Annotated in this window: 17 protein-coding genes; 4 read left to right on the top strand and 13 right to left on the bottom strand. The window is 67.4% G+C overall.

Annotated features, from left to right (window positions below; translation table 11 throughout):
- Nucleotide 1: 1 nt before the first annotated feature.
- On the bottom strand, nt 2–3,037 hold the full coding sequence (locus DM816_RS05935; protein WP_117209081.1) for a VWD domain-containing protein: 3,036 nt from the start codon (nt 3,035–3,037) through the stop codon (nt 2–4).
- 197 nt (nt 3,038–3,234) lie between these two features.
- On the opposite strand from DM816_RS05935, the gene DM816_RS05930 reads away from it, so the two are divergent.
- Nucleotides 3,235–5,049: a GTP-binding protein gene (locus DM816_RS05930; protein ID WP_170318786.1), complete on the top strand. Its 1,815-nt coding sequence runs from the start codon at nt 3,235–3,237 to the stop codon at nt 5,047–5,049.
- A gap of 108 nt (nt 5,050–5,157) precedes the next feature.
- Here the strand turns inward: DM816_RS05930 and DM816_RS05925 are convergent, their stop codons facing one another.
- Nucleotides 5,158–5,805, bottom strand: coding sequence for a hypothetical protein (locus DM816_RS05925; RefSeq protein WP_246001619.1), 648 nt, complete (start codon nt 5,803–5,805; stop codon nt 5,158–5,160).
- 241 nt (nt 5,806–6,046) lie between these two features.
- On the opposite strand from DM816_RS05925, the gene DM816_RS05920 reads away from it, so the two are divergent.
- Entirely contained in the window at nt 6,047–6,787 is a 741-nt protein-coding gene (locus tag DM816_RS05920) for an AAA family ATPase (RefSeq protein ID WP_117209076.1), read from the top strand.
- On the opposite strand, the gene DM816_RS05915 is transcribed toward DM816_RS05920, so the two are convergent.
- From DM816_RS05915 to DM816_RS05870, 10 genes are all read right to left on the bottom strand, one after another.
- Nucleotides 6,778–8,319 (bottom strand): hypothetical protein, encoded by a 1,542-nt coding sequence (locus DM816_RS05915; RefSeq protein WP_117209074.1) that lies wholly within the window; start codon nt 8,317–8,319, stop codon nt 6,778–6,780. The two genes, DM816_RS05920 and DM816_RS05915, sit on opposite strands and share 10 nt — an antisense overlap.
- A 56-nt stretch (nt 8,320–8,375) precedes the next feature.
- Complete coding sequence (locus tag DM816_RS05910) at nt 8,376–8,645, bottom strand: hypothetical protein (RefSeq protein ID WP_162907149.1); 270 nt, start codon at nt 8,643–8,645, stop codon at nt 8,376–8,378.
- A gap of 216 nt (nt 8,646–8,861) precedes the next feature.
- A complete protein-coding gene (gene mqnP / locus DM816_RS05905; protein ID WP_425455219.1) occupies nt 8,862–9,698 on the bottom strand; it encodes a menaquinone biosynthesis prenyltransferase MqnP in 837 nt (278 codons plus the stop codon).
- Nucleotides 9,699–9,756: 58 nt separating this feature from the next.
- Nucleotides 9,757–11,220 (bottom strand): menaquinone biosynthesis decarboxylase, encoded by a 1,464-nt coding sequence (locus DM816_RS05900; RefSeq protein ID WP_117209070.1) that lies wholly within the window; start codon nt 11,218–11,220, stop codon nt 9,757–9,759.
- Between the two features lie 22 nt (nt 11,221–11,242).
- Nucleotides 11,243–12,169, bottom strand: a complete 927-nt coding sequence (locus DM816_RS05895) for a LacI family DNA-binding transcriptional regulator (RefSeq protein ID WP_117209068.1) — start codon at nt 12,167–12,169, stop codon at nt 11,243–11,245.
- A gap of 10 nt (nt 12,170–12,179) precedes the next feature.
- A complete protein-coding gene (locus DM816_RS05890; protein WP_117209067.1) occupies nt 12,180–13,208 on the bottom strand; it encodes a LacI family DNA-binding transcriptional regulator in 1,029 nt (342 codons plus the stop codon).
- 54 nt (nt 13,209–13,262) lie between these two features.
- Nucleotides 13,263–14,087 carry a carbohydrate ABC transporter permease gene (locus DM816_RS05885; protein WP_117209065.1) on the bottom strand — a complete coding sequence of 275 codons (825 nt, stop codon included), beginning with the start codon at nt 14,085–14,087 and terminating at the stop codon, nt 13,263–13,265.
- Nucleotides 14,084–14,941 carry a carbohydrate ABC transporter permease gene (locus tag DM816_RS05880; protein ID WP_246001612.1) on the bottom strand — a complete coding sequence of 286 codons (858 nt, stop codon included), beginning with the start codon at nt 14,939–14,941 and terminating at the stop codon, nt 14,084–14,086. The genes DM816_RS05885 and DM816_RS05880 overlap by 4 nt, the downstream gene beginning before the upstream one ends.
- Nucleotides 14,942–14,946: 5 nt before the next feature.
- On the bottom strand, nt 14,947–16,260 hold the full coding sequence (locus DM816_RS05875) for an ABC transporter substrate-binding protein (protein WP_117209061.1): 1,314 nt from the start codon (nt 16,258–16,260) through the stop codon (nt 14,947–14,949).
- Nucleotides 16,261–16,281: 21 nt separating this feature from the next.
- Nucleotides 16,282–17,280, bottom strand: coding sequence for a LacI family DNA-binding transcriptional regulator (locus DM816_RS05870; RefSeq protein WP_117209059.1), 999 nt, complete (start codon nt 17,278–17,280; stop codon nt 16,282–16,284).
- 42 nt (nt 17,281–17,322) lie between these two features.
- Here DM816_RS05870 and DM816_RS05865 point away from each other — a divergent pair, with 42 nt between their 5' ends.
- Nucleotides 17,323–19,638, top strand: a complete 2,316-nt coding sequence (locus DM816_RS05865) for a glycoside hydrolase family 2 protein (RefSeq protein WP_117209057.1) — start codon at nt 17,323–17,325, stop codon at nt 19,636–19,638.
- Nucleotides 19,635–20,684 carry an ROK family protein gene (locus tag DM816_RS05860; protein ID WP_246001611.1) on the top strand — a complete coding sequence of 350 codons (1,050 nt, stop codon included), beginning with the start codon at nt 19,635–19,637 and terminating at the stop codon, nt 20,682–20,684. Before DM816_RS05865 ends, DM816_RS05860 begins: the two co-directional genes overlap by 4 nt.
- Nucleotides 20,685–20,918: 234 nt before the next feature.
- Here DM816_RS05860 and DM816_RS05855 read toward each other — a convergent pair whose 3' ends face one another.
- Nucleotides 20,919–22,154 (bottom strand): MFS transporter, encoded by a 1,236-nt coding sequence (locus DM816_RS05855; protein WP_117209055.1) that lies wholly within the window; start codon nt 22,152–22,154, stop codon nt 20,919–20,921.
- Nucleotides 22,155–22,159 lie beyond the last annotated feature (5 nt).

Genomic DNA, 22,159 nt, shown 5'->3' with positions numbered 1-22,159 from the left:
GTCAGTTCAACAACCTGAGGGTGACGACTCCCGTGGCGGCACCGCGCGGGTCGACAATGACGGTGTAGGTGCCGGTGGCGGGAAGCACGGTGGGTGCGATGCTGCCCCGGCCGTTGATGACACAGCCGCTGCTGATCACCTTGCCGTTTGGACCGTGCAGCTGCAGGGGCGAGCACTGATCGGGCAGCGTGGAGTCGGTCGCGTCGAGCTTGACCGAGGTGCCGGCCGCGCCCTGGAATTGGTACAGGATGACAAAACCGGGTTGTCGAATGTCGGCGACCATGGGCGCTCCGTTGACGGCGATGGTCGAGATCTGGTCCTGCGCCACGAACAGTCGCAAATGGACGGTCCCGGTGGTGCGGTCCCGTGGATCGACGACGATGGTGTAGGTGCCGTCCGCGGGTAGGAGCGTGCCCTCGATTTCGCCGTTGCCGTTGATGACGCAGCCGGTGGTGAGCAGTTTGCCGGACGCGTCGCGCAACTCCAGGGGCGAGCATTGGTCGGGCAGGTCGCTTGCGGGCACGTCGACGAAGACGCGCTGCCCTGCGGTGCCGGCAAAACGATACCGCGCAACGGATCCGGGCCGGTCGAGCGTGGCCGACATGAGCGGCCCGTTGGGCTGGATGGCCGATTCGGTGTCCTCTGCCGCGTAGACGCGGATGGTGGCGCGGCCGGTGGAGACCACGTCGGCGTCGACGAGCACCGTGTATTGACCGTCCACCACCAGCTCCGTGCGGTCGATGTGGCCCAAGCCGTTGATGTTGCAGCCCGTGCCGATGACTTTGCCCGCCGGATCGAGCAGGCGATAGGGCGAGCACCGGTCGGGCATCGTCGAGGCGTATGCGTCCGCGAACACGGGCTGTCCCGCGCGGCCCGTGAAGGTGAGCCGATCGCCTGGCGCGAGCGTCCCCGACACGATCGGCGGGGCGGTGATCGGTGCGGCCCGGGGCGGCGAAACGACCTCGGAAACCGCGCTGCTGACGGCGAATTCGGGCCGTCCGCTCACTCCCACGTCGAACACGCATTCGAGCAGTTGCCACGGATCGGTGACGCCCGCCCGGCGGCAGATCGCCTCGGCCTGCGCGCGCCGGTTGGGCTCCAGATCGGCCACGGTCATGGGCTTTTCGGGATAGCTGCGGTCGGTGAAGGTGTCCGTGCTCTGCCCCGGCGCATAGGTGAACAGCGAATCCTTCTGGGCCACCCGCCAACTGTCCGCATAGGACGGATACAGCTGCTCGAACTTTACCGGTTGGGCCAGCGGGGCGCTGATGCCCGCGGGGACGATGTCGTCGGCCGGGTCGCCGTCGAAGTCACCGAGCAGCCCTTCGACCTTGCCCGCCCGGGAACCGGCCAGCCGGATCAGGATGCGATAACCATACGTGCCGATCTGGTCGACCGCCGCCTCGGAGCCGTCCGGCCAGATGATGTCGTAACCGCCCGCGACATTGATGTCAGACTCGCGCCGCCGCAGCACGCCCGCCGCCGAACCGTCCATCCGCACCTGAGTCGTACCATTGACAATCACTAATTCTATTTTTTGAGTACCGACCCGGAAGCCCACGGCCGTGTTGACCGAAACCGTGCGGGAGCTGCCGAGCGGCGCCTGCCGGGCCTGCACCTCCAGCGGCTCGCCCGACGTCGAGCGCACCACGACGAACTCGCCCACCGCCTGGAAGTCGTAGTAGGCACGGTCAAACGTCACCAAATGGGGATCGCCGTTGGTGCTGCCGCACTGGTTCTTGCCCGCGCCCTCGCACAGCTTCACCGGGCCCTTCTGCGGGGGCTGCTTCTTCTTGGGCTTCTTGCACTCGTCGAGACTCTTCGGCAGGGGCTTGCCCTGATATTTGGTGCGCGGCGGCAGGCCCTTGGCCCGGCGATACCGGTTTTCGGTGAACGTCGCCTTCACCTCTGCGGTCTTGATGCCCGTGTCGCCACAATCGCCCTGCGGCACGGCGTCCTTGGAGATGTCGTCGGCGTGGGCGAGTTCGTGGTACAGGGCCGAGCACGGATCCCGCGCCACATCGCCCTCATACGCCTCGGTGCTCGTCGGGTTCCACGCGATCGACGAGGAGCCTTTGCCGTCCTTGCTCGCCGGCGTCTCGAACGCGTTGGACCCGCCCGTGGTCGGGATGATGCGCACCTTCGGCGACTTGGGGTCCTTGAGCCGGGGCAGGATGCCGGCCGGGTCCCCGCCGGGCGCGGCGAATCCGGCCAGGCACCCCTCGACCGCGGCCTTGAAGTCCACGCCCGGCACGGGAATGCCCGCGTTCGGGTCGATTTCGTAGTCGGCGGCGCGGGCCGGTCTGGGCACGCTGATGACGGCAACGGCGAGGAACAATGCCACGGCCGCACCGGCTTTCCTGCGTTTGCGCACAAGCACGACGACTAGCACGAGCACCAGCACGATGATCGCGGCGGCCGCGGGGAGCACCCACAGGACGGATTGGGGTTTTTCCTCACCGACGATGAACGTGACCGTTTGCGAGGTCGTGGCCCCGCCGCAGGGCGCGATGTCGCCGCCGTCCACCGACGGGACGGCGTAGGCGAGCGTCACCTCGTACCGGCCGGGCGTGCCGACCGGCCAGAGCGCGTCGAGCCCACCACCCTCGGGTGTCGCCGCGACCGAGCGCAGCACGGCACTCCCGGGCTCGGCGCCGTCGTGGACGCGCACGCTCGCGAACGCCACGTCCACTGTGGACTGCTGTGCCGCCCTGGTCATGCCGGCCACGATGGCGTTGTTGATGCCGTCGACGTAGAAGCTGCGGCCCAGCAGCGGGGACAGCTCCTGCCCGTCCTTGCGCACCGCGACCACCTGCACGGTGCCCTCGGGATCGCGGGCAAGGCCGCACTCCACGCCGGTGCCGTTGGTCACGGCCAGCGTGAGCCTGATCGGCTCGTCGATCCGGAAGCTGGGCTGCGCCGCACGGGCCTGCAGACCGAGCCCCTCGTCGGCGCGCGCCGCCGGCGCGGGCCAGAGCATCACCAGTGCGGCGGCCAGGACGGTCGCGCCGCTCGCCAAACGCGCAGTCGTGGGCATGGCCGGGACTGTAGGCCCCGCGCACCCGCCTGCCCATCAAGTGTCGTAATTCGGTCGTCTCGGTGGGCGGCGGCGTGGTTGACTGCGCCTGACAGGTACCCGTACCCGAGTCCAGCTACCCAGGGAGATCGAGATGCGAGCAGCGGTCATGTCCATCGAAGACGGCTTCTCGATTTTCTCGAAGGGTATGACGCTTGCTGCGCAGGACTTTGAACCTAGGGATTTTGGCGCATGTCGACGCCGGTAAGACCACGCTGACGGAGCGGCTGCTGTACGAGGCCGGCGTCATCGACGAGGTCGGCAGCGTCGACGCCGGCACGACCCAGACCGACTCGATGGAGTTGGAGCGCCGGCGCGGCATCACCATCCGGTCGGCGGTGGCCTCGTTCGTGGTCGACGGCGTGCAGGTGAATCTGATCGACACGCCCGGCCACCCGGATTTCATCGCCGAGGTGGAGCGCGTGCTGAACGTGCTCGACGGGGCCGTGCTGGTGATCTCGGCCGTGGAGGGGGTGCAGCCGCAGACCCGCGTGCTGATGCGTGCGCTGCAGCGGCTGGGCGTGCCGACCCTGCTGTTCGTGAACAAGCTTGACCGTGCCGGGGCCGATCCGGAGCGCGTGCTCAGGGAGATCCCGCGCAGGCTGGCCGTGCGGGCCGTGCGCCCTACGGCACGCGACCCGCTCATCGACGTGCTGACGGCAAACGACGACACCTTGCTCGCGGCGTATGTGCAATCGTCTGTCTCGGCTGGACGGTTGCGTGAAGCGCTTGCCGCGCAAACGAAACGGGCGCTCGTGCACCCGGTGTTCTTCGGCTCTGCGGTCACCGGCGCGGGTGTTGATTCGTTGATGGCGGGGCTCGTGGAGCTGCTGCCCACCGACGCGGGTGACGCCGATGGCCCGGTTGCTGGGCGCATCTTCAAGGTCGAGCGTGGCGTCGCGTATCTACGCCTGTTCTCCGGCACGCTGCGCGTGCGTGACCGGCTGCCGCAGGGCCGGGTGACCGCCATAGAACCGGGATCGTGCTTGCGCGCGGGTGAGATCGGCAAGGTGTGGGGGCTGAGCCGGGGACGGGTGGGCGACACGATCGGGGCCGTCGAGGCGGGCGTCGAGCACCATTTCCCGCCGCCCACACTCGAAACCGTGGTGGCGCCGAAACGGCCGCAGGACAAGGGCGCGCTGCGGGCCGCGCTGGCCCAGCTCGCCGAGCAGGATCCGCTGATCAACGTGCGACAGGACGACTCCCGCCAGGAGATCTACGTGTCGCTGTACGGGGAGGTGCAGAAGGAGGTCATCGAGTCGCTGCTCGCCGCCGACTACGGGCTCGATGTGGTGTTCCATGAGACGACCCTGCTGCACGTCGAGCGGCCGATCGGGACGGGCGAGGCGGTCGAGCGCATCAACATGGAGTCCAATCCGTTCTCGGCGACGGTCGGGTTGCGGATTGAACCGGCTCCGGTGGGCACGGGATTGGCGTTTCGGGGGAGCGTCGAGGCACGCACTGTGCCGATGTATGCGTACAAGAATCTCGATGGTTTTCTTCAGGCCATGCGGCAGTATGCCGAGCAGGCGCTGCAGGAGGGGTTGTTCGGCTGGCAGGTGACCGACTGCCTGGTGACCTTGACCGAGTGCAACTACAGCTCGGCCGACGGGCCGCCTTCGACACGCGGGCCGCTGAGCACCCCGGGCGACTACCGCGGGCTGACCCCGATCGTGCTCATGCAGGCGTTGCGGCAGGCCGGCACGGTGGTGTGCGAGCCGATGCTGTTGGTGCGATTGGAGATTCCGGCGACCGCCACGGGCGGCATCATGACCGCGCTCGGACGGCTCGGCGCGGCCGTGCGGGCGCAGTCGACCCACGGCGATCTGACCACACTCGAAGCACTTCTGCCCGCGGCCAAGGTGCGTGACCTGCAACGGAAATTGCCGGGGCTGACGGGCGGGGAGGGTGTGCTGGAGTCGAGCTTCGGCGGCTATCGGGCGGTCAGCGGAGATCCGCCGAGACGCGATTGACGATCCGGGTGAGCCAGTATGTGTCGCCCGCTCGAAGGAATTTCGGCGATGTCGTCGAGCCTGCGTTCATCCTCGCCCAGCAGGCGCTCATCCATCACCCCTGCCAAGCTATTGCGTGCACGTGCCCGCCGCCCAGTTGTCGTACCGGCTCGCCCAGGTCAGGCAATAGCCGCCGCCGGTAGGAGCGCCCGGGTTGGTCGCGACGGCGGGCTCGTCCCAGTACCTGAGTGCCCCCGTGGGCCCGTCCTTGACGGCCACGCTGTCCACGCGCACTTTCGGCAGGTCGAACGGGCGCTCGGTGTGCACCTCGACGTACTGCTCCATGGTCGCCCGGGGCCCGATCGGCAGGCTTTGATTGGCCAGCAGGTTCCACTTGTCGCCCCACCACAGCCACGCTTGCCAGGCCGGGTGGTCCCCGTCCTGCTCGGTCTGTATGTGGATCCAGATGCGATCGCCGGGCTTCAATTGATACTCGTCAAAAAATATCCATGACTGGCGATTGGTGTCGTAGCTGTAGATGCGCTGCCGGCCCTTGCCCGACCAGCCCGTCTCGGTCCAGCCCGCCTCAAGCCACGCCACGCCGCCGGAGACGTCGGCCTTGGCCATGAAGCGCGCCGCCAGGAACTCGTAGGTGTCCGGCCGCACCCCCGGATCGACGACCTCCAGCCGGCCGATGACCCCCGACCACTTGCCGGCCGTCGTCGCACCCAAGTGGTGATATCCCGGCGCCGGCACGACCCCCCGCACCCGCTGCACCGCCGTAACCCTTGCGCGGCAAGCGTCTTTAGACATGGCGGAAGGGGTGGCATCCGGTGCCCGGGTGGGCGCCGGCTGGCCGGTCGGGCAGAAGGGCATTTTCTGTCCGGTACCCGATGAGCCCGCCAGTGTCGCCGTTAAGACCAGGATGGCCAGGACTGCCGCACCTCTCACCCTGATTCAAACGGCGCGTGGGGTGGTGCGGTGACGCGGGCTCCAGCCGGCTTGGGTAGCCTCAGCCATGGCCAACGGGCGATCGGTCGTGATCAACGGCGATCTGGGCAGCGGCAAGAGCACGGTTTCGCGGCTGCTGGCAAGACAGTTGGGGATCCGCCGGATCAGCGTCGGCGACCTCTATCGGGAGATGGCGGCGCGGCGCGGGCTCACGGCGCTCCAGCTGAACCTGCACGCCGAGCTGGACGACAAGATCGACCACTACGTGGACCGGCTGCAGGGAGATATCGCCCAGTCGGGGGAACGGTTGGTCGTGGACAGCCGGCTCGCTTGGCACTTCTTCCGTGACGCGGTGAAGGTGCACCTGATCACCGATCCGGTGGTCGCGGCGCGGCGGGCGTTGGGCCGGCCCGCCAGCACGGTCGAGAGTTACGGGTCGGTGGACGAGGCGTTGCGCGGGCTGGCCTCGCGGAGCGAGAGCGAGCGCGTGCGGTTCATCGAGCGTTACGGCGCGGACAAGACGCGGCTGGAAAACTACGACGTGGTGTGCGACAGCACGCGGGCGGGGGCGGACGAGATCGCGGCCCGAATATTGGAGGTGTTGGACGCGCCCGCAGGACCTCATCTGTTCATCGACCCGCAGCGCGTCGACCTGTCGCGGGCGTGGGAGTCCAAGGGCACCGATCGCGTCCGGCTCGGATATGAGCGGCCGCGCTTCTTCGCCGTCGAGGGGCACGATGCCATCGCGGCGGCCGCACGAGACGGGCAAACGCTCATCAGCGCCACGCTCGCCGCGCCTCAGCTGTAGGGGCCGTGGCTGACGAGCTGGAACGCCACCCATGCGGCGGCCAGCAGGCCCAGGAAAATTTGGGTCGCCAGCGCGGCACGGGCGGACAGCACGGACAGGCGCGTGGAAACCCACCCGATCGCCACGAGGAACACGGGCACGATGTGGAACGTGAGCCGGTAGGCCCAAAGTCCCATGCCCCACAGGAAAATCAGCGTGAGGACACCGGTCAGCGCCGTGCCGATCAGCACCGCGCGGTGCTCGGCGGTGACCGGGCCGAGCCCGACCCGGGCCAGCACCGCCGCGATGGCGAGGATCACGAGCACGGCCGAGAGCAACCAGGTCACCTCGATCATCTGGATCGCGGTCATCGCGCTGGCGTTGGCCACCTTTTCGCGCAGGACGGCCCATCCCTCGCGGGCGGACTCCGGTATCCAGACAAATTGGCGATACACCACGACTTCGTGGTTGTAGTACGTGCCGGTGACGGCGCGGCAGATGGCCATCCAGGCGGCGGTCGGCACGGCCGCGATCGCGCCGAGGAGCAGCACCTTGCCGATGACCGTCGCCGTGGCACGGGTCCGATTTGCAGCGCGCTCCCCGTCGTGCTGCCGCCTGTTCGTCCACGCCGACCACAGCAGCACGAGCCCCGCCGCGGCCACGGTGATCAGCACGCTGCCGTAGACGAGCGCGATCAGGCCAAGACCCAGCGCGAGCACGCCCACCTGCCGCCACGACGGGCGGCGCAGCAGCAGCCACCGGCAGACCAGAATGGTTCCGATCGGCACGAGCAGGCTGAACATCTGTTGGTGCGGCGACCAGTAGTACGCCTTGGTGACATCGTTGATCGCGAAGATCGCGGCGAGCGGGAGCGTCACGCCCGGTGGTGCGCCCAGCCGCAGCATCAGCCACACAAACAGGGCGAGCGCGAGCGCGCCGATCACAAAATTGATCAGCACGAGCGGAATGAACGCGGTGTCGTCCTGCGCGTACAGGTCGTTCAGCCCGGCCCACTCGGCGATCGGGCCGATGACGGCGGTGGCCGCGGCGCCGAGCGCCACATAGCCGGGACGGGACTGACGCACGCTGTTGGGCTCAAGGATGTCGCCCGGGTTGTGGGCGAGCTCCATGAACAGTCCGGAATCACAGTTCAGCGGGTACGCCAGCACGGCATTGATCCGTATCGGCTCGCCGCACGGCAGCTTGTCGTCAACGGGCGCGAACAGCATCAGGTGGGCCGCGCCGAGCACGCCCACGAAGCTCAGCACGCCAAGCACCACCGGCCGCACGGTCCGGGCGGCCAGCGCGTCGACCTTGACCTTCTCGCGCCGCCCCTCCAGCCACCACAGCACGAGCAGCACGACCACACCGGCGACGCCGACCGCCGCGATGGGGCGGGAGGAGCCCGGCTCCAGCCAAAGGTCCTCGCCACACCGGGTCCACCCGAGCAGGCACATCGGCTCCTTGGCGCGGTTGACCAGGATCCACGAGGCGATGAACGCGCACCAGCCAAGCAGAAGCCAGGTGCTTATCCGTAGGCGCGCCGTCAACATTCTACGGAGACTAAACGACGTATCCGGCTGGGGCTAAACCACATCCATGTCTATGCTCAGCTACGGCTGGCGGCACCCCGATGATGCGACTGCAGCGCAAGGTCCACGGCGCCGGGCGTGACCCCGATCCTCTCGGCGATCTCGGCCATGGCCATGCCCTCCGAGTGCAGCTCGGCGATCGCGGCCCACCGGATGCGGGCGATCCGGCGATCCTCGCCTTGCACGGCTGCTATAAACGCGGCAGCGGACAACGCGCGCTCCAGCGCGGGCATCTGCTCGATGCTGGCGACCGTGGTCGCGACCAGGCCGCCCGGGTCAGAGGTCATAGGGGCCATCATTCTCCCGCCGCCGATCGTCGGCGCACTGGCCGATCGGCCAAAACAATCGCCCGCCGCCGCCCAAACTCAATCTTTGCGCCACTTGCCCCCCGCCCACGGGCCTTGTAAAGACGTCCAGTTTGGTCAGGGTCGGCCCCTCGTATATCCCAGAAGCGCGGGACGCACTGAGCGCGCTGACTCGCGGACATCGCGCATTGCCCGGTGCTATGGCAGCGAAACGATCCCAAACAGGAACAGGGCGATGCCCACGAAGCCGTTGGCGGTGAAGAAGGCGCGATTCACCTTGGACAGGTCGGTGGGCGTCACGATGATGTGCTGATATACGAAGGCGCCGACCGTGAGCACGAGCCCGATCCACCACGGCCAGGCGAGTTTGACCCACAGTCCGAACGCGACGAACATGCCGAACGTCACGACGTGCACGAGGGTGGAGACCCGCAGAGCGAACGGGACGCCGTAGCGCGCCGGCACGCTGCGCACGCCGATCTCGCGATCCACGAGTGCGTCCTGGCACGCGTAGATCAGGTCGAACCCACCGATCCACAGGCCCACCGCGGCCCCGAGCAGCCATGCCGGCCCGGACCCGGCGAACGTGCCGGTCACCGCGAGCCAAGCCCCGACCGGTCCGACTGCCTGAGCGAGCGCGAGGATCGCGTGCGGCCAGTCGGTGAACCGTTTCGCGTACGGATAGACGACCAGCGGCACCACGGCGAACGGCGAGAGCAGCAGGCACAGCGGGTTGAGCAGGGCCGCCGCCGCGAAGAAGACGACCAGCGCCACGACGGCCCCGGTCCACGCCGCGCGCACCGACACCACGCCCGTCACCAGCTCCCGCCGCGCCGTGCGCGGGTTGCGCGCGTCGATGTGCCGGTCGATGATCCGATTCGCGGCCATGGCGAATGTGCGCGCGCCCACCATCGCGACCGTTATCAGGACCATGTCCCAGAACGTCGCGCCCGCGACCAACGCCGACAGATAGGCGAACGGCAGCGCGAACACCGAATGCTCGATCGCCACGAGCCGCAGGAAGGCCCTCACCACGGCACGGACCCTACACCGCCCCTAGAAGGGGCGGCAGCGAGTGCGAAAGCTCCGGTTTTCACTTGAACCCGTACTCCTTCCAGCGCTTGTCCACTTTGGACACCACGTCGGGCGACATGACCGCCTCGGCCGGCCAGCCCCGCGAATACCCCTCGGTCGGCAGCTTGCGAGTCGCGTCGACCCCGGCCTTGCCACCCCAGAACTGTTGGTACGAAGCGTGGTCCAGGTGATCCACCGGCCCCTGCGTGAGCAGCAGATCGTGTGCGTAGTCCACGTTGCCGAACGCCCGGAACGCCACCTCGTGCAGGTCCTGCGGGTCGCAGTCGTCGTCGACAATCACGATCAGCTTGGTCAGGCTGAGCAGGTGCGCGCCCCAGATGGCGTTCATCACCTTCTGCGCGTGCTTCGGGTAGCGCTTGCGGATCGACACGATCAGGCAGTTGTGGAACACGCCCGGCTCGGGCATGTGCATGTCGACGATGTCGGGCACCAGCATCTTGATCAGCGGCAGGAAGATGCGCTCGGTGGCGTAGCCGATCGGCCCGTCCTCCTGCGGCGGCTTGCTCGTGATGATCGAGTGGTAGACCGGCTCGCGCCGCATCGTCATGCACTCCACGTGCAGCACGGGGAACGGCTCGACCGGGGTGTAAAACCCGGTGTGGTCGCCGAACGGCCCCTCGGGCGCCCGCTCGCCCGGCTCCACATAGCCTTCGAGCACCACCTGGGCCTCGGCCGGCACCTGCAGCGGCACGGTCAAGCAGTCGACCAGCTCGACCCGGTCCCCGCGCAGGAACCCCGCGAACAGATATTCGTCTATGTCACCGGGCAGCGGCGCGCTCGCCGCATACGAAACCACCGGGTCGCAGCCGATCGCGATGGCCACCGGCAGCCGCTCGCCGCGCCGCTCGGCCACCGCGTGGTGCGCCGTCGAATCCTTGTGGATCTGCCAGTGCATGCCGAGCGTGTTGCGCGAATGCTGCTGCAGCCGATAGAGCCCGAGGTTGCGCTTGCCGGTCTCGGGATGCCGGGTGTGAGTAAGCCCATAGTTGTGGAAGATCCCACCGTCATCCGGCCAGGTCACCAGGCCCGGAAGCAGATCGAGGTCGACATCGGCTCCCTTGAGCACAACCTCCTGACAGGGAGCACTGCGCACCTTCCTCGGCGGTAGCGATTTGAGCTGCATCACCTTGCCGAGCCCGTCCAGCATGCCGCTGAACCCCACCGGGAGCTCGGGCTTGATGAGCTCGCCGATGCGGGCGCCGATCTCGTCGACGTGCTTGACACCCAGCGCCATCGCCATGCGCTTGTGCGAGCCGAAAATATTGATGGCTATGGGCATCTGCCCCCGGATCGGGCGCTCGAACAGCAGGGCCGGGCCGCCCGCCCGCACCGTGCGGGTCACGATCTCGCTGACCTCCAGGGTCGGGTCGACCGGCGCGCTCACCCGCTGCAGCTCGCCCGCCCGCTCCAGCGCGGCGAGGAACTCCTGCAGGTTTTGGTACGGAAACCGTGGTCCAGCCATGCCGCCAATCTTGACATGCCCGTCATATTCCAGCAGTGCTGCCCCGCACCACGAACGTGGCGTTCTCGTGCTGCACGCTGCGCGGCGCCTGCCCGTCGATCCATTCGAACAGCAGCCGGATCGCCGCCACCCCGATGTCACTGAGGTTGCGCTTGAGCACGCTGAGCGGGGGCCGGACCGCCTGACACAGCGCCGAGTCCTCCCACGAGACGACCGAAACGTCGCCCGGCACCGACAGGCCCCGCTCCAGCGCGGCGCGCAACCCGGCGATCGCCATCAAGTCGTTGTCATACACGATCGCGGTCGCCCCATCAGCAGTGAGCGTGAGCCCAAACTCCCTGCAGGCGGCGGCGAAAGCCGTTGTGCGCCATTCGGTCTGCACGGTCCCGGGCGACCCGGCGAAGAGCGCGACCCGGCGATGCCCCAGAGCACGCAGATAGCCCGCGACCTTCACCGCCGCCGAGGCCTCGTCGCACCAAAGGTTGGCCAGCCCGGCACAATCCCCGCGCCCTCCAATCACGACAGTGGGCAGTCCCAACCGCCGCAACGCCGGGATGCGCTCGTCATCGACGCGAGGGTCGCATATCACGATGCCGTCGATGCGCCGCTCCGCGTGCCAGCGCCGATAGATCGCGAGTTCCTCCCGCCCCACACCGGCGAACTGCAGCACCAGCCCACACCCGCGCTCCGACAGCGCGATCTGCATGCCGCTGATGAGCTCCTGATGGAACCCGGACGAGGGCCGCTGCAACACCAACCCGACCGCGTTGGCACAGGCCCCGCGCAACGCCAGCGCCTGGGCATTGGGGCTGAACCCGACATCACGCGCGATCGAGAGGATGCGCTCCCGCACCTGCGCCGAAACCCCAGGCCGCCCGTTGAGCGCATAAGACACGGCCACCCGCGACACCCCCGCCATCTGGGCGATGTCCTGCATTGTGGTGGCCATGCCATCGAGGCTACGCGGGCGGCGCGGCCGTGCTTTCGCGCAGGGTCAGCCTGGCCGGTTTGTCCTCGAACGACGTGACCGTGCCGCCGCCCTCCAACTGCTCAAGCAGCACCCGCGCGCTGTGCGCGCCATAAGCCTGGATATCCCGCGACAAAGCGGTCAATGCCGGGAACACCATCTCGCACAGCTGCGAGTCATCGCCCGCGACGATCGACAGCTGCCCCGGCACCGCGATGCCGAGCTTTCGGGCCACACTCAGGCCGGCCGTCGCCATGACGTCGCTGTCGTAGGTGATGGCTGTCGGCCGCGGCGATGACGACAGCAGCTTCTGGGTGGCCCACGCCCCGGCCTCCCAGGAGTAGTCCGTGTCGATCACGGCGGCGCAGGCCAGCCCATGCCGCGCGGCCGCAGCGCGGAAGGCCGCGGTGCGAATCTGCGTGTGCTCCAACGCCGCCAACCCGGCCACCCGCGCGATCCGCTGATGCCCGAGCCCCACCAAGTAGTCCACGGTCTCGTTCACGGGTGCCACGTCATCGCTCCAAACCGCGGGCATGGTCGAGTCGGCCCGCGGCCGCCCGACCAAAACCCCCGGCACACCAAGCGATTCCAGCACCGGCACCCGCGCATCGGACGCCCACAGGTCCATGACGATGACCCCGTCGATGCGCCGCTCCGCCCACAACGTCGTCAGCGCGTCGATCGCCCGCGCGTGGTCCTCGACAACCTGAAGCAGCAGTGCGGTGCGCGAATTGGCGAACTCGCTCTCCACCCCGGCGATGAACTTCATGAAGAACGGCTCCGCGCCCAGCATCGCGGGGTTGCGCGCGACAACGAGCCCGACCGCGCCCGCTCGCCTGGCCGACAGCCCCCGCGCCACGGCGCTCGGCCGCCAGCCCATCTCCTGCGCTATGGCAAGGATCCGGGCCCGGGTCGCCTCCGACACCCCGGGCCGGTCGTTGAGCGCGAACGACACCGCGCCGATGGACACACCGGCGCTCTTGGCGATGTCGCTGATTGTGGGACGTTTACTCAATGGCATCCCTACGCTCGCTCCGCGGTGCATGCCTGTTGGTTCGCTCGGGCGCGCCCTCGCTCACTTAGTCGCACCACTGGTGAATCCGTTGTAGATGAATCGTTGCAGCAGCAGGAAAACTATCAGGGTGGGCAGGATGACCAGCACGGCACCTGCGGAAAGGGTCTCCCAGTGTGCTCCGAACGGCCCCTTGAACCTAAACAGCGACGTCGAGATGACGCCCAGCTCCTCCGACGGCATGTACAAGAACGGGATGTAGAAGTCGTTGTAGACGGTGATGCCCTTGATGATGACCACGGTCGCGATGGCCGGCTTGAGCAGCGGGAAGATCACACTTCGATAGATCTTGAACGAGCTCGCGCCGTCGACCCGGGCCGCCTCGTCCAGTGAGACCGGGATGCTCCTGATGAACTGCAGAAAGATATAAATGGCGACGATGTCGGTACCCAGATAGAGCAGGATCGGCGCCCACCGGGTGTCGAAGAGCCCGAAGCCGTCGATCACCTGAAACGTGGCGACCTGCGTGGTTACGCCCGGAACGAGGGCCGCGACGAGGAACAGGCCGAGCACCACCCGCTTGAGCCGGAACGCGAACCGGTCAATCGCATACGCCGCCATCGATCCAATCAGCACCGTCCCGGTGATCGAGAACAGCAGAATGAACGCGGTGTTGGCGAACGCGACGAGCATGTCCCCTTTGGCGAACGCAGTCACATAGTTGTCGAAATTGAACCAGTTCCGCGGCAGCGCAAGCGTTTCGCCGGTCGCCATCTCCTGCGACGTCTTCAGCGACGTCGCGAAGATCGTCACCAGCGGCAGCAGCATCACGACGCAGGCCACCACCAACGACGCGTACTTTCCCGTTGCGGCGAGGATGCGGGTCATGCCAGTTCGTTCCTCTCGTCCGGCACGATCTTGCGCTGTATCCACGTGATGAGCAGGATCAGGGCCAAAAGCACGACCGCTGCCGCCGACGCGAGCCCCGTCTTGTCGAACTGGAACGCCTGCTTCACCGTCTGGATGACGAACGTGGTGCTCCCGTTCGCGCCCCCGGTCATGATGTACGGGATCTCGAACACCGACAGCGATCCCGAAATGGAAAGGATCGTCACCAGCCCGAGGATGGGCTTGATGCCGGGCGCGATGATGCTCCGGAAGATCTGCCAGCGGTTGGCCCCATCGATCTCGGCCGCCTCGTAGAGCTCACTCGGAATGGCCGAGATCGCCCCGAGGAACAGCACGAAGTTGAGCCCCAGGAAGCGCCACACGGAAACGCTCGACAGCGACACGTTGACCAGATCGGGATCACCCAGCCAAAACTGTCGTGATTGGACTCCGAGTAGCCCCAGGAAGCTGTCCAGCGTACCCCCCTGCTTAAAGAAGTAGAGGAACACGAAGCCGACGGCCACCCCGTTGATCAGGTACGGGAAGAACAGGATTCCCTTGAAAAAATTGCGGAATCTGGTCTTGAAGCTCAGCACAACGGCGAAATACAGCGCCACCACGATCTGGAACAACGACGCCGCCAGGTAGTAGAGGCTGACGAAGAACACCTGGAACAGCTCCGGCCGGGTGAACAGCTGCACGTAGTTGTCGATGCCGACGAACTCGCTGTCGTAGCTGACCCCGTCCCAGTTGGTAAGGCTGTACGAGAACATGCTCACCACTGGGACGTAGGTGAAAATCACCAGCAGTCCCAGCGGTGCGGCCAGATAAAGCCACGGCGTCAGCCGCCCCATGTTTCTCATGGAACGGCCGCGACCCACTTCTTGCCGAGCTCGTCCAGGTAGCCGTTGAGATCGCCGGGCGCTGCGCCGCGCGCGATGTCGACCAGCTTCTGGCGGTAGTCATGGGTGCTCAGCGCGCCGATCTCCGACAACTTGTCAATCTTGTCGACCTCGCCCGCCTTCTCCTGCGTCAGCTCGATGAGCTGCACCCCCGCCTCGGAAAACGGCTTGAGCGCGGCCGGCATCGGCGCGGACTTGAGCACCGCCACCGACTGGTTGCTCTCGGCGAACCCGGACTTGTCGGTCATGAAGTCGATGAACGCGCGGGCGGCAGGCTTCACTTTGGAGTGGATGTTGACCGCATAGGCATAGTCGGGCCCGAGCACGGCGCACGGCTTGCCGCCCGGCAGCGCAGGGAACGGCATATACCCGATAATGGACGGGTCCTTGCCGGCCTTCTTCGCCGCGTCCTGCATCTGCACGATGGACCACGAGCCGAGGCCCATCGTGGCGATCTTCCCGGTGGCCAGCAGCCCCTTGGAATCCTCCCAGTTGGTCGTCGCCGGGTCGGACTCGATGAGCTGGTTCTTCACGATGTTGAACAGCAGGGTGTCGATCGCGCGCAGGTCACTGCCCGCTTTCCACGGGCTTTCCTTGGCCGCCAGCTTGTCCCTGGCCTTGGGGTCGCACGAGATGGCGCCGAGTGCACCGCCGAGCTGGCTCAGCGGCCAGCCGTCCTTGTAGTTGGTGTAGAACGGCACCGAGGCTCCCTTTGCCTTGATCGCCGCAAGCGCGGCAAGGAACTCCTCGCTGGAGGTCGGCCATTTGGTGACGCCGGCGGCGGCCCAGACCTCCTTGTTGTAGATGAACCCGTTCACCCCGCCGAAGCCCGCCAGGCCGTAGACCTTGTCGTTCACCGTGGTGTTGGAAGTGAAGCGGTATTTCGCCGACAGGTCGGCGGCGCCGCCAAGCGACGCGAAGAACTTGGGATAGTCGTTGCGCTGGATGGCGGCCGGGATCATGAGGACGTCACCGTAGTTCTCGGTGTTCATCCGGATCTTGACTTCGCCCTCGTAGTCGGTGATGGCGTCGTACTTGATCGTGACGTTGGGATAGGTCTTCTTGAATTCGTCGGCGTACTTCTTCATGGTGCCGTCTTGGACCAGATCGGTGCGGTGGGTCAGGACGGTGACCTCACCGGTGACCTTGGACGGGTCGGTGGGCGAGAGCGCGTCCTGTTCGGCGGGCGCGCTGCCGCCACCCGTGCAGGCGGACGTTATCGCAAGCAGTGCCGCCGCCGTCGCCGCCAAGAGCAGGGCTCTTTTGTGCATCGCGGACCTCCACTAAAGCGTTTAAGGCGTGACCCTACAACGTCCCGTGGAGTCGCGGAAGACCAAATGCGCGGGCTGCTCGCTGCGACTGCGCGCCTCGGCGCCGTTGATCAGATCGAGCAGCAGACGCGCCGCATGCGTGCCATAGGCGCCGATATCCCTGGTCAAAGCGGTGAGCGCGGGATGGACAAGGGAGCAGATCGGCGAGTCGTCCCACGCGATGATCGACAGATCGTCCGGAATGGACAGCCCGGCCTCATAGGCGACCGCGACCCCGGCGACCGCCATGATGTCGTTGTCGTAGATCAGCGCGGTCGGCCGGTCGTGCGTGTTGAGCACGCGCCGGGTGGCGCGGGCACCCGATTCGGCCGTGTAGTCGGTGGCGACGACGATGCCCTGCGGGCAGGCTTTGAGAAATGATTCGGTACGGATTGCGGTGTGCGCGAGGTCGGGCAGCCCCGCGATCCGGGCGATGCGGGTGTGCCCGAGGGAGGCGAGATATTCGACCGCCTCCACCATCGAGACCGCGTCGTCGGACCAGACGCTCGGCAGCTCACCCGGCGGGCCGATGACGGCCGCGGGGATGGCAAGCTCCTTGAGCGCACGGATGCGAGCGTCGTGCGTGCGCAGGTCGCACACGAGCATCCCGTCCACGCGCCGCTCCGTCCACCAGCGGCGGTAATACGCGATCTCCTCATGGTGGTCGGGGACCATCTGCAGGAGCAGCGCGTATGACTGGGTGGACAGCTCGGCCTCCAGCCCGCTGATGAGCTCCATGAAGAACGGCTCCACCCCGAGTGTCCGGGGTGGACGGTGCAGCGTCAGGCCGATCACCTTGGCCCGCGCGCCGGCCAGGGCACGGGCGGCGGTGCTGGCCTGGAAGCCCAGCCGGTGTGCGATGGCGATGATGCGGCGGCGGGTCTGGTCGGACACGCCGGGCTGGCCGTTGAGCGCATAGGAGACGGCGCCCTTGGAGACGCCCGCCTCGCGGGCGATGTCGGCGATCGTGGGTCGCTTCACGTATGCTCCTCATACTTACACGGTTCAGCGCCTGGGAGAGAAATGTACCGCCGATTGCACGACGGGTGGACCCTCGACTTCAACGACGGGATTCCAGCCACCGTCCCCGGCTGCGTCCACACCGACCTGCTCGCGGCCGGGCTCATCGAAGAGCCGTACCGTGACGACAACGAGACCCGGCTGGCGTGGATCGGGCGCAGGCGATGGACCTACACGACCACGTTCGACTGGGCGCCCGACGGGCACGACCGGGTCGATCTGGTCTGCGAAGGGCTGGACACGGTCGCGACGCTGCGGCTCAACGGGGTCGAGATCGGGCACACGGCGAACATGCACCGCACCTATCGGTTCCCGGTTTCGCTGAACGCCGGTTCCAACACACTGTCCATCACGTTCGACTCGGCTTACGACTATGCGCTGGCGCACAGGGAACGGCTGGGCGACCGGCCGGGCGCATATGACGAGCCATACCAGTTCATTCGCAAGATGGCGTGCAACTTCGGGTGGGACTGGGGCCCGACGCTGGTGACCGCCGGGATCTGGCGGGCCATCGGGCTGCATTCGTGGTCGGGTGCGCGGCTCGCTTCGGTGCGGCCGCAAACCCGGCTGGACGGGGTGGACGTCTTCGTTGACGTGGAACGGGTCTCGGAGGACCCGCTCACCGTGACGGCGTCCATCGGCGGGGTCATGGTCGACACCAAACTGGCGGCCGGGCAGACCTCGGCGGTCCTGAAGCTCGACGTGCCCGATGCGCAGTTGTGGTGGCCGCAAGGCCATGGGGAGCAACACCTTTACGACCTGAGCGTGACCTTGGGGGAGTCGACCTGGTCTCGCCGGGTGGGGCTGCGCACGGTCAGCATCGAGCGGGAGGCGTTCCGGCTCATCGTCAACGGCAAGCCGGTGTTTGTGCGCGGGTTCAACTGGATACCGGATGATTGCTTTCCCACACGGGTGACCGCAGACCATGTGGCCACGCGGATGCGGCAAGCCATCGACGCCGGGGCCAATCTCTTGCGCGTGTGGGGCGGCGGAGTCTACGAGTCCGACGAGTTCTACAACACCGCCGACGAACTGGGATTGTTGGTGTGGCAGGACTTTCCGTTCGCTTGTGCGGCCTACCCGGAGGAGGAGCCGTTCGCTTCCGAGGTCGAGGCGGAGGCGCGGGACAACATCGTGCGCCTGATGAGTCACCCTTCGCTGGTGATCTGGTGTGGCAACAACGAAAACCTTGAGGGACACCAGCATTGGGGTTGGCGCGACCGGCTCGAAGGGCGGTCGTGGGGCGCGGGTTTCTACCACGACCTGCTGCCGCGCCTGGTCGGCGAGCTCGATCCGAGCCGTCCCTACTGGCCGGGGAGCCCGTATTCCGGAGACCCTTCCCTTGATGTCAAAGACCCTTCATTGGGGACGGTGCACATCTGGACCGTCTGGGTGACCCACGATTACACGCACTATGCGACCTACACTCCACGATTCGTGGCGGAGTTCGGCTTTCAAGGCCCGCCCACCTGGGCCACACTGCGCGATTCAGTCACCGCGCCGGAGCTGACGCCGGACTCCTCACATCAGAAGGCAATCGACGGCCAAGCCAAACTCCTCAGCGGCTTGCAGGGACACCTCCCACGGCCGTCAACTTTCGACGACTGGCACTACTACACCCAGCTCAACCAGGCACGTGCCGTATCCTTTGGCATACAACGATTCCGTGCATTGATGCCATACTGCATGGGCACGATCGTCTGGCAGCTCAACGATTGCTGGCCCGTCACGTCATGGGCCGCCGTCGACGGTGCGGGCCGGCGCAAGCCACTCTGGTACGAGCTTCGGCGTGCCTATGCCGATCGGCTGATCACCTTCCAGGACAACGAGCTGGTGCTCGTCAACGACTCCGCACTCCCGTGGCGGGACACTCTCGTCACCACCCAGCACACCATCCACGGCGAAGTGCTCACCACACAAGAAGTCCCGATCTCAATCCCACCACGTGACGTGGCACGATTCCCTTACACGCCAGCCGACCTCGTCACGGCTTCGGTCGGCGCACAAAGAGCCGTGAGGTTCGCCGAGGAGGACGTCTCCATCGCGTTCCCACCGGCTTCGTTGCGGGGCACGGCCGAGCCGGTCGACGGCGGCTATCGCGTGCACATCACCGCCGAGACCATCCTGCGCGAGCTCGCCCTCTTCCCGGACCGCCTCGACCCCGACGCGACCATCGACGACCAGCTGGTGACCCTGCTGCCCGGCGAGTCCGTCACCTGGCACATCACGACCACCAAGCAACTCGACCCCACCCAACTGCTCACCCACCCCGTCCTCCGCTGCCTCAACGAGCCCTCCTCGCCTTGGCGCCGATCATGAGCTCAGGTCCACTCTCGACGGTGTGCCGCGACATCAACTTCATGGTCAACACGCCGCCAACGGGGGCGGCGGAAACTGGGCCACCCGTCGACACCGCAGTCTCTCCGGTCGCCGTCGCGGGCGAGCATCTGCAGCGCGGCCGGCATCTCACTCATCGCCGGATGCTCGCGCTCGACATCGGCGGCACCAAGTTCGCGGCCGCGATCGTCGGCGATTCGGGCGAGATGCAGGAACGCGTGGAGGTGCCCATCGGTGCCGATCCCACGGCCACGCTGTCAGCGCTCGTACGCTCGCTGGCCTCGTCGCCCGGCCTGGCGGGCGTGGGCATCGGCACGGCCGGCCCGCTGGACCGGGGTCGCGTCAGCCCGGTGAACATCCCGGCCTGGCGCGGCTTCCCGTTGGCGGACAAGGTTTCCGAGCTCTCGGGCGGCCTGCCGGTCGCGATAGCGGGCGACGCACAATGCATGGCGCTCGGCGAGTGGTGGCGCGGCGGCCACGCCACCCCCGGCCACACCATGCTCGGCGTCGTCGTCTCCACCGGCGTCGGTGGCGGCCTGGTCATCGACGGCACACCCTTTCTCGGGCCCACCGGCAACGCCGGGCACATCGGACACATCACCGTCGACCCGCACGGCGAACCCTGCCCGTGTGGCGGCGTCGGCTGCGTCGAAACCATCGCCAGTGGGCCCGCCATGACCCGCTGGGCCCTCGCCCATGGCTGGCAGCCCACATCGCCCACGCCCGATGCGCGCATGCTCGCTGCGGACGCACGGATCGGTGTGCCCATTGCCGTGGCAGCGTTCGAGCGTGCAGCCGACGCACTGGCCATAGCGTTCCTCACTGCCGCCGCACTGTGCGACATCGACCGCATCGTCGTCGGCGGTGGGGTCTCCGCAGCGGGCGAAACACTGCTGCACCCGTTGCGTCAGACGGTCAAGCGCCGGGCCGGGCTGGCGTTCCTGCGCCGGCTGCAGATCGAGGCCACGAGCCTGGGCCGCGATGCCGGGCTTTACGGTGCGGCCGCGCTTGCCCTCACCCAGGCCTAGGTCTTCGGGGTGAGTTGGCAGCGCTCCTCGTCACGTGGCGAGACGCCGACGAACGTGACGAAACTGCGAGCCATCGGCGTCGGCGCCAGTCTCGATGGCCCAGGCGTTTCGAGCCCGAATCCCGCCAAACAGCACCGGCCCGCCCACCGCCACGGCGACGACGAGCGCGCCCGCACCCGCCGGGGCACCGATTCGCACCCCAGACGCTGCGCGGCTTTTCGGCCGCGCGCCGCGTCACCTCGGGCTGCGCACGGTCAGGGCGAGGCTGTTCTCCGCGCTGACCGGACGGCGGCGCCAAGGAAGAAGAAAAACGCTGAGCAACACGAGCACCGCGGCCGCCCATAGTCCTGTCCGGACAGACGTGAGCGCGGCGAACACCCCGCCCACCATCATGAACAGCGGCTGCACCGTCTTTGACGAGATCGACCACGTGGTCTGGACCCGCGCCATGTGGTCGTCGACGGTCACGGACATGCGATAGGACCCGAACACCGGGTTGAACACGCCCGCCGACAACAGCACGCCCAGGTTCGCCGCCGCGATCACCGCCAGCCCGCCGACCCCCGGCCCCGCGAGCGGGATGAGCGGCAGCCAGATCGCGCGCAGCACACCCGACACGAGCATGACCCGCCGCTCACCGTGCCGGCGCACCAGCCGCCGGGCCAGCAGGGCCCCGATCACCCCACCCAGCCCGGGGATGCCGAGCGCCAAGCCGTACTGCCAAGGGGTAAATCTCAACTCTTGCAGCATCAGCACGGTGTAGAGCGGGCTGGACCACATCACGCCCCCACCGAACAGCATCGCGTTGAGGAACAACGGCCGCAGGCCGTCGTGCTGGAAAACATATCGCCATCCGCTGGTGACGCCTGCGCCCCAACGAAAACTCGCGACCCGGGGTGGCGGTGGCGGCTCCGGCGTGCGCAACCGTCCAATCCCGACCGCCGAAACCAGAAAGGTCACCGCGTCGAGCGCGATCGTCACGGTCTTGCCCACGCTCGAAATCAGCAACCCGCCCAGCATCGGGCCGACCGTGACGGCCGACCACATGGTGGCCTCCAGCCGCCCCAACGCCCGCACCCGCTCGCCCTGCGGCACGAGCGCCTTCAGGTGCGCCCCGCCCGCCGCCGTGAACACGATCTGCCCGAGCGCCTGTGCCGAGGCGACCACGCACAACTGGGCAAAGCTGAGCACCTGCAACGCATAGGCCACCGGCACGCTGAGCAACACCAGCGCCCGCACCACATCGGCGCCGATCATTATCGGCCGCTTGCGCCGGAACTCGATCCACGGCCCCAGCGGCAGGGCGACCAGCGCCGACGTGATCGTGCCGATCGCCGCGAGCAGCGAAACCTGCCACACGGGCGAGCCGAGCACCAGTACGGCGATGAGCGGCAGCGCGCCCATCGCCAGATAACTGCCGAACTCGCTGACGCCGTAGGCGAACCACAGCCTGCGAAAGTCGTGCCCCACCCGGG

The organism is Allorhizocola rhizosphaerae (genome assembly GCF_003426775.1).
In the GTDB taxonomy this organism is placed as follows: Bacteria; Actinomycetota; Actinomycetes; order Mycobacteriales; family Micromonosporaceae; genus Allorhizocola; species Allorhizocola rhizosphaerae.
Note: the sequence above shows the minus strand (reverse complement) of the source record. Positions and strands in the feature narration are given on the sequence as shown.